The organism is Lentiprolixibacter sp. (genome assembly GCF_982873095.1).
Map to the genome: position 1 here is coordinate 1 of NZ_CEYNTP010000102.1, position 9,139 is coordinate 9,139.

Genomic DNA, 9,139 nt, shown 5'->3' on the forward strand with positions numbered 1-9,139 from the left:
GCGGCGGTAAACCGGTCCGGATGCTGACCAGGCGTCAGCAATACGTCAGGGACCACCTACCACCCCCTTCCCCATAACCCTCCATGGGGCGCTATGCGCCTCCTCCCCACAATCAACTTAAGCTAGAATACAGCATTATACTAGCAGGCTGATCATTGCCACACTAGTTTAAGTGCCCCTTAGATAGCTGATGAGCATCATGGTAGGGAATAACTGGTTACTCTATCTTTATTTTGTGTAATTTATTCTGATCCAGCCATGATACAAACATTAAAAGTCAAGGATTTACGAAGAGAAATACCCATTGAGAAAATTAACTGGAAACTTTTGCGCGAAACAGAACCCGCGAAACCCCTGATAGGACAGGAACGCGCCTTAAAAGCCCTTGAATTTGGCATTGGAAACAAGAGGGGAGGCTTTAATATCTATGTTTCCGGGTATCCGGGAAGTGGTAAGTCCAAAGCGGTGAATCATTTTCTTGAGGAAAAAGCTAAACTGGAAGTAACACCGGGAGATTGGTGCTATGTAAACAATTTCCAAGATTCTTTCTATCCCAAAAAACTCCAACTGCCCAATGGTGGCGGACAGACATTCCGGATGGAAATACAACAATTGATCAATGAAATTCAAAAAGTCCTGATAAACGCTTTTGAAAGTAAAGAGTATCACGACAGGAAAGAGAAAATCATAGAGAAGTTCAGGCAGGAGGAAAAAGAATTATTCCGGCAAATAAACAAGAAGGCCAGGGAGAATAATTTTACCGTAACGAGAACACCAATAGAAATCCTTGTTATCCCAATAGATGAAAAAGGAAATCCTCTGAGTGATGAACATTTTGAGAAACTCAACAAAAAAGAACGGCAGAACATCCTGAAAAAACAATCCCAGCTCAAGGATGAACTCTTTGAATTGATCAGGAAAAACAGGGAGATAGAGCGCAATAGCAACAAATCTCTTTTGGAACTGGATGAGAGTATCGCTTCCTATGCTATCGATACCCTATTGCAAGAGCTGAAAGAAAAGTACCAGGACTTTAAAGATGTATTGCTCCACCTTGAGGAGATCAAAAAAGACATTACTACCAATTTACACAGTTTCCTTAAGGCCACGATTAAACAGAACAGCCCCGAATCAAAAGGGGAAATGCGGTTTCAGAAATTCGACGTGAATGTAGTCACCGATAATACCGGGTTATCCGGCGCCCCGATTGTACTGGAACTTAATCCAACATTAAATAACCTCTTTGGAAAGGTAGAACACGAGTCCTATATGGGCACCCTCATCACAAACTTTACCCTAATTCGTGGAGGAGCTTTGCACAAAGCGAATGGGGGCTACCTTATCATACCGCTGAAAGATCTGCTATTTTCTTACTTTTCATGGGAAAGCCTTAAAAGAGCCCTGAAAAACAGCGAAATAGTCATTGAAGACGCCCGTGAACAACTGGGAATTATCAGCGCAAAAAGCCTAAAACCGGAACCCATTCCGCTGGATATCCAGGTAATTCTGATCGGTTCACCGAGATGGTACTACCTGCTCTATGAACTCGACGAAGATTTTAAGGAACTCTTTAAAGTAAAAGCGGAGTTTGATACGTCGATGGACTACTCGAGAAAAAATATTGAAGATTTTGCCGGGGTTACTTATAAGATCCAACGAGAGAACGGATTACATGAGATTAGTGATGCGGCCATGGGCAGACTTATAGAACATGCCTCTAGGATGGCTGATGACCGGGAAAAGATTTCCATTAAATTCAGGGAAATCCGTGATATTATTCATGAGGCTGACCACTATGCACGTGAGGCCAAAACTGATGAAATAACCTTGGAGCATGTTGATCAGGCCATCGATGCGCGATATTTTCGTTCTAACCTGATCCAGGAAAAAATCAATGAAATGATTAAAAGAAAACATTTGATGATTAACCTGGAGGATTCGAAAACAGGGCAGATAAACGGGTTATCAATTCTCGATTTAGGAGATATTCGATTTGGCAGGCCTAATAAAATAACAGCAAGTATTGCCACCGGAAAAGTTGGACTGATCGATATTGAGAGGGAGGCCAAGCTTTCCGGACCTATTCATACCAAAGGGACGCTGATTCTCCAGGGATACATGCTGGAGAAGTACGGACAGGATAAACCGGTGAGTTTGTATGCCAGCCTGGTCTTTGAACAGAGTTATTCGGAAATTGAAGGGGACAGCGCTTCCTGCGCAGAACTGTTCGCGCTACTGTCAAGCCTTGCCGACCTCCCCATAAAACAGGGAATAGCGGTGACAGGATCATTGAACCAGAAAGGAGAACTGCAACCTGTGGGGGCCATCAATCAAAAGATTGAAGGATTCTTTGAGGTATGTGCTCAGAAGGGCCTGAACGGGGAACAGGGGGTGATCATACCCAGGCCTAATCTGGACAACCTGATACTGAAAAAGGAGGTGGTAACCGCGGTAGAACAAGGTCTCTTCTCCGTCTGGGCAATTGATAATGTAGATGACGGACTCGAAATCATTACCGGATATTCGGCAGGTAAACACTTACAGGGCGGTTCCTTTTCAAAGAATTCTGTACACTACAGGGTGGATGAGCGGATAAAGGAGCTAAACGCTAATGTACTCGCAGCATCTGCGCGGAGCATGCAAGAGGAACAGTTCTCCTATTGAGTAACATACCGGGTACAGGAGCACTACTTGCTTTTGTTTCCAGAGTTCTCTTTATCTTGGGGTTTATCAGCCAAGAAGGCTGCACCTTTCTGTAAGGTATTCTCTTGTAGGCTCACCGCGGGGCGCAATGCGCCTCCTCCCCAAAGATCAATTTATCTGAGAATAATGCAAAGAGCAATCACAATGGGTAGGCCTAAATTCTGGGCAGGTCCCTCTCGCGATTTTTGCTGAAATAGGTAACCGATCGGTAACCATAAAAAGAACCTAATGCCCCCGGGGATTACCGTCCCTATTCCCCCTGACGTACAAAATAGTTGCCGGACCTGAATTGTGAAAGCATTCAAAAAAGTACTACACCCGCGGAAGGTCCCCCTCACCCTTTAGCGGAAGTTTGGAGGCCCCCATTAAATAGGCATCTACATGATGTGCTGCCTGTCGCCCTTCCGAAATGGCCCAAACGATAAGCGATTGCCCCCTGCGCTGGTCCCCGGCTACAAATACCCCGGGTACATTGGTTTGGTAATCCAGGGAAGAAGCCCTAATATTCGTTCTCGAATCAGCTTGCAGGCCCAATTCCCGGGCTATGGTCATTTCTGATCCCGTAAATCCAAGGGCCAAAAGTACCATATCGCATTTCCACTCTTTTTCTGTTCCCGGAACCTCCTTTAAGACGGGTCGTTTTCCTGCTTCTTTTTCCCAAACTACTTCCACAGTCAGCAGGCCCTTTAGAGTTCCCTTCCCATCACTGATGAATTCCTTGGTAGAAATGCTAAATACCCGTTCGGCACCTTCCCGGTGGGAGGAACTGGTGCGCAATCGCATCGGCCAGAAGGGCCAGGGTTGATGATCAGGTCTATCCAGGCTTGCCTTCGGCATAATTTCAAAGTTTACCACAGATTTGGCACCTTGCCTGAACGAGGTCCCGATACAATCGGATCCCGTATCCCCACCTCCAATTACAATAACATGTTTGTCTTTGGCAAGTAGTTCCTCCTCAAAGGCACTGATCCCATCAACCCGCCGGTTGTTTTGAGCCAGGAAATCCATGGCCTGAACAACCCCCTTGTACTCAGCTCCTTTGATTGGGAGTTTTCTTCTCACTGCAGCCCCTCCACATAGAAGGACGGCGTCAAATTCAGATTGTAATTTCTTGGCAGGGATGTCCACCCCAATATGTACTCCACACCGGAATGCTATTCCTTCTTCCTCAAGAATAGTCAAGCGCCTGTCAATGACATGCTTTTCCATTTTAAAATCCGGGATCCCATATCGGAGAAGCCCGCCAGGCTTTTCATCTCTTTCGAATACGGTGACCTGATGACCTGCCCTGTTGAGTTGCTGGGCAGCCGCAAGGCCTGCCGGCCCCGATCCTACCACGGCTACTTTCTTTCCCGTACGCTCTAGCGGGGATTGTGGCTTGATCCACCCTTTATTGAAAGCGGTTTCCACAATGTGCTTCTCGATATTTTCTATGGATACGGGATCTTCATTTATTCCAAGCACACATGCTTCTTCACAGGGAGCCGGACATAGCCTCCCCGTAAATTCAGGGAAATTATTGGTGGCATGGAGGATAGCAGTGGCCTGTTCCCATTTGCCCCTATATACTGCATCATTAAAATCGGGGATCAGGTTGCCTAAGGGGCATCCGCTGTGACAAAACGGTATGCCACAATCCATGCATCGTGCTCCCTGATCCTGAAGAGCTTTTTCATTTAAGGGAATGGTAAATTCCTTAAAATGCTTTACACGATCCGCCACAGCTTCATACTGATCTACCTTTCGTCCGAATTCCATAAATCCCGTAGTCTTCCCCATCTGCTTAAATGATTTGTGATTTTTCCTTTTCCAAACGCAACAAGGCCTGCCGGTATTCCTCAGGGAAGATCTTTACAAAATGTGGTAGTGACACTTCCCAGTTTTCGAGGATACGTTGTGCCAACGGGCTCAGCGTAGTGTTGTAATGGTTTTCTATAAGTTCTTTGAGTTCTTTGATATCCTTGGCGGTTTCAACCGGTAGCAGGTTAAGCGTTTCCTTATTGCACTTGCTTTCAAATGTCTTGTTAGGGTCATATACATAAGCGATTCCTCCGCTCATTCCTGCTCCGAAATTTCGCCCCACCTCACCAAGCACTACAGCAACACCCCCGGTCATGTATTCACAACCGTGGTCGCCAATACCTTCCACAACTGCCCTGGCACCAGAATTCCGTACACAGAAGCGCTCGCCTGCTTTTCCGTTGATATAGGCTTCTCCTGAAGTCGCACCATACAGGGTGACGTTGCCAATGATGATATTCTCTTCCGGTTTCAGGGTGGACGTCTCCGGTACTTTTATTACAATTCGGGCACCGGAAAGGCCTTTTCCAAGATAGTCGTTCGTATTTCCATTGACCACCAGAGTAAGGCCCTTTGTGGCGAAAGCCCCGAAGCTTTGTCCTGCAGATCCGGTAAAGTTTATTTTCAATGTATTGTCGGGCAGTCCTTCCGATCCATAGATCTTTGAAATTTCATTACTGATAATTGCGCCAACAGCTCTATCTGTATTACGGATGGGAAAATCAAGCGTGATCTTTTCCTTACGGAATAAAGCAGGATGGGCTTGTTCAATGATCTCAAATTCTATGGATGTATCCACCTCGTGCTTTTGCTTTTTGGTATTGTATAACTTGGTCCCCTTAGGCACATTTACCTGATGGAGAATGGGAGACAGGTCAATTCCCTGGGCCTTAAAGTGGTCGATTGCCGGATTCCGATCTAATTTATGCACCTGCCCAACCATTTCATTCACGGTACGGTACCCCAGCTTGGCCATAATTTCCCGTAATTCCTGGGCGACGAAATACATGTAGTTTACCACATGTTCTGGTTTTCCTTCAAATTTTTTCCGCAGTTCGGGATTCTGGGTAGCAATGCCAACCGGACAGGTATTCAGATGGCATACCCGCATCATAATGCAACCCGAAGCGACCAGAGGGGCCGTGGCAAAACCAAATTCTTCTGCGCCAAGCAGGCAGGCAATGGCGACATCCCGACCTGTTTTTAATTGCCCGTCGCACTCCAGAACCACCCGGTTGCGCAGGTCATTCATCACCAGGGTTTGCTGGGCTTCTGAAATCCCCAGTTCCCATGGGAGCCCGGCATGTTTGAGGGAGGTCAGGGGAGAGGCCCCGGTACCACCATCGTGACCAGAGATCAGGATCACATCAGCCTTGGCTTTTGAGACCCCAGCGGCAACCGTCCCTACACCAACTTCGGAAACGAGTTTCACATTGATGCGGGCATCCCGGTTGGCCGATTTCAAATCATATATCAATTGAGATAGGTCTTCGATAGAATAGATATCGTGATGAGGAGGGGGTGAAATAAGCCCTACATACGGGGTAGAGTTACGGGTTTTGGCAATTGCCGGATCTACCTTGGGACCCGGTAACTGTCCGCCTTCCCCGGGCTTTGCCCCTTGCGCCATCTTAATCTGTATCTCCTGGGCGTTGGTAAGGTAATTTGCAGTAACCCCGAATCGACCAGAAGCGACCTGCTTTATAGCGCTGTTTTTCCAATCTCCGGTCTGGTTGCGGTAAAACCTATCCGCATCTTCCCCGCCTTCACCGGAATTGCTTTTACCACCGATCCGGTTCATGGCAATGGCCAGGTTTTCGTGCGCTTCCTTACTGATGGATCCATAAGACATGGCGCCAGTCTTAAATCGCTTGACGATTTCGGTCCAGGGTTCCACTTCTTCCAGGGGGATGGGATCAAAATTAGAAAATTCAAATAGCCCTCTTATCGTCATAAGCTGCCTGGATTGCTCATTGACCAGTTCAGCGTATTCCTTATAAGTGGTTGGCTCATTATTACGAACGGCCTTTTGCAGTTTGGCGATCGTGAGCGGGTTGAACATGTGTTTTTCCCCATCCCTTCGCCAGCGGTATTCGCCACCGATTTCCAGCTCGAGGTTTGCCGCCACTTTGGACTTTTGGAAGGCCTTCTGGTGCCGTTTGGCAATCTCCTTTTCGATCTCGTACAACCCGATTCCCTGAATACGTGTAGGGGTATTAGGGAAGTAATGATCCACCACCTGGGTGTTCAGGCCAATACATTCGAACAACTGAGAACCACGATAAGAGTTTAAGGTGGAGATGCCGATCTTATTCATCACCTTCAGGATGCCTTTTCCGATGGCCTTATTGTAATTCTTAACGGCCTCTTCAAAAGTGAATTCGGTGATGTCCTGTGCTTCTATTTGTTCCGCGATAATTTCATTTACCAGGTAAGGGTTAATGGCACTGGCACCAAAGCCGAATAATAAGGCAAAGTGATGCACTTCCCGGGGTTCTGCAGATTCTACAATGATGCTGAGTTTGGAACGTTTTCCAAGTGCCCTCAGGCCACTGTTTACGTAGGAACAGGCCAGGAGGGCAGGGATAGGAGCCAGGTCCTCACTTAGGTTTCTGTCGGATAGGATAATGATATTTGCTCCCTTGTCTATCGCCTTTTCCGCTGTTTGTAGTATAGTTTCCAGTCCGTCTTCCAGTCCATTGTGCCCGCGATTGATCTCATATAGGATAGGAATAGAAACAACTTTGTAGTCCGGGCTGGCATCGTAATTTTTGATCTTGTCCAGATCTTCTTTCGAGATTACCGGGTTCTGTATCTTGAGCTTGCGGCAATGCAGTTCCGTATACTCAAAGAGGTTCTGATCACTCCCCAGGGTAAGGCTGATATCAGTGATCAACTCTTCCCGTATCCCGTCTAAAGGTGGGTTGGTTACCTGGGCAAACAATTGCTTGAAATAATTGTATAGTAATTGAGGCCTTTCCGATAGTACCGCAATGGGTGTATCTGATCCCATTGAACCAATAGGTTCTTTTGCGTTTTTCCCCATAGGAAGGATAATGGTATTGATATCCTCCAGGGTGTAACCGAAGACTGCCTTGCGTTTCTCCAAGGGGGCTTCATCGAGGAACAAGGGGCAGTCATTATAAGGGATGTCTTTTAAATGCACCAGGTTGTTGTCCAGCCACTCCTTGTAGGGGTATTTTTTCGCGATTTCGGACTTGATTTCTTCGTCGTTGACGATTCGCCCTTCTTCCATATTAACCAGGAACATCTTTCCAGGTTCAAGACGGCCATGTAAGGCAATATTCTCTGGTTTCAGGTCCACTACCCCGGTTTCAGAAGACATGATTACATAGCCGTCTTTGGTTACGCTGTAGCGGGAAGGCCTTAGTCCGTTCCGGTCAAGAACAGCACCGATGTAATTGCCGTCTGTAAAGGGAATAGACGCCGGTCCGTCCCAGGGTTCCATCAGGCAGGAATTATATTCGTAAAAGGCCCTTTTGTCCTCGGACATTTCCGGGTTTTTTTCCCAGGCCTCCGGGACGAGCATCATCATTACCTCGGGCAGGGACCTGCCGGTCATCAACAGTAATTCTACTACCATATCCATAGTGGCCGAGTCTGATTTTCCCGGTAGGATTACAGGTAATATTTTCTTGATTTCAGGCCCGAATAGATCACTTTTCAATAACTCTTCCCGGGATCGCACTCGGGAAATATTACCTCTCAGTGTGTTGATCTCGCCATTATGGCACATGTAACGGAAAGGCTGTGCCAGGTCCCAGGTAGGAAAGGTATTGGTAGAAAAACGCTGATGTACCAATGCCAGTCTGGTCACTACTCTGGGGTCCATCAGGTCCTTGTAGTAGAGTTTGATATCATGGGGCATTAACAACCCTTTGAAAATAATGATCCGGGTGGAGAGACTGGGGATGTAAAAGAAATGCCGGTCAGAGAGACGTGAGTCGTTAATGGTGTGTTCCGTTACTTTCCTGGCGATATAAAGTTTCAGGTTAAAATCGAAATCGTCATGTGCTCCCTCTCCCTTGTCAATAAATACCTGTTTAACAAAAGGTTCGCTTTCTTTTGCGATACGTCCGGGAATGGCGGGGTTAACTGGAGTATCACGCCAGCCCAGGAGGGTAAGCCCCTGCAGTCTGATTTGCTCTTCGAAGGTTCTTATACAGAATTCACGTTGATTTTTGCGCTGGGGCAGGAAGACATTGCCTACGGCATACGTACCTGGTTCCGGAAGCGGGAAAGGACAAACCTCTTTAAAGAATTCGTGTGGAATGTCAATAAGCACGCCAGCACCATCCCCGGTTTTACCATCTGCACTAACTGCACCGCGGTGCTCAAGCTTGTCCAGGATCTCAAGCGCCTTATGAATGATATCATTGGACTTCTTGCCCTCCAGGCTGCATATGAACCCTGCCCCGCAATTATCATGTTCAAATTCAGGCAGGTATAACCCTTGTTTTTTGCTAAGCATAGATTGCGATATTTTCGCTAAAGTATCGCATTGCTTAGAAAAATTGAGGGGTTTTATTTCAAAAGCAATAAAAAATTCAACATACGCAGTATTATGTTAAATATTATGCAATTTGTAAAAAAAGTAGTCTCGAAATTGCGGTAT

At 46.6% G+C, this 9,139-nt stretch carries 3 protein-coding genes; 1 reads left to right on the forward strand and 2 read right to left on the reverse strand.

The genetic code is table 11. The features are described from left to right. Nucleotides 1-258: 258 nt before the first annotated feature. A complete protein-coding gene (locus AC4E7D_RS07625; protein ID WP_490173217.1) occupies nucleotides 259-2,664 on the forward strand; it encodes a Lon protease family protein in 2,406 nt (801 codons plus the stop codon). A 351-nt stretch (nucleotides 2,665-3,015) separates the two neighbouring features. On the opposite strand, the gene AC4E7D_RS07630 is transcribed toward AC4E7D_RS07625, so the two are convergent. Both AC4E7D_RS07630 and gltB read right to left on the reverse strand, forming a co-directional pair. After that, nucleotides 3,016-4,482, reverse strand: coding sequence for a glutamate synthase subunit beta (locus AC4E7D_RS07630; protein ID WP_490173218.1), 1,467 nt, complete (start codon nucleotides 4,480-4,482; stop codon nucleotides 3,016-3,018). A 4-nt stretch (nucleotides 4,483-4,486) separates the two neighbouring features. Further along, entirely contained in the window at nucleotides 4,487-8,995 is a 4,509-nt protein-coding gene (gene gltB, locus AC4E7D_RS07635) for a glutamate synthase large subunit (protein WP_490173219.1), read from the reverse strand. Nucleotides 8,996-9,139 lie beyond the last annotated feature (144 nt).

Bases quoted from the DNA above. Each gene is read 5' to 3' on its own strand.
- AC4E7D_RS07630 (WP_490173218.1), bottom strand. From the start codon at position 4,482: ATGGGGAAGACTACGGGATTTATGGAATTCGGACGAAAGGTAGATCAG.
- gltB (WP_490173219.1), bottom strand. From the start codon at position 8,995: ATGCTTAGCAAAAAACAAGGGTTATACCTGCCTGAATTTGAACATGAT.
- AC4E7D_RS07625 (WP_490173217.1), top strand. From the start codon at position 259: ATGATACAAACATTAAAAGTCAAGGATTTACGAAGAGAAATACCCATT.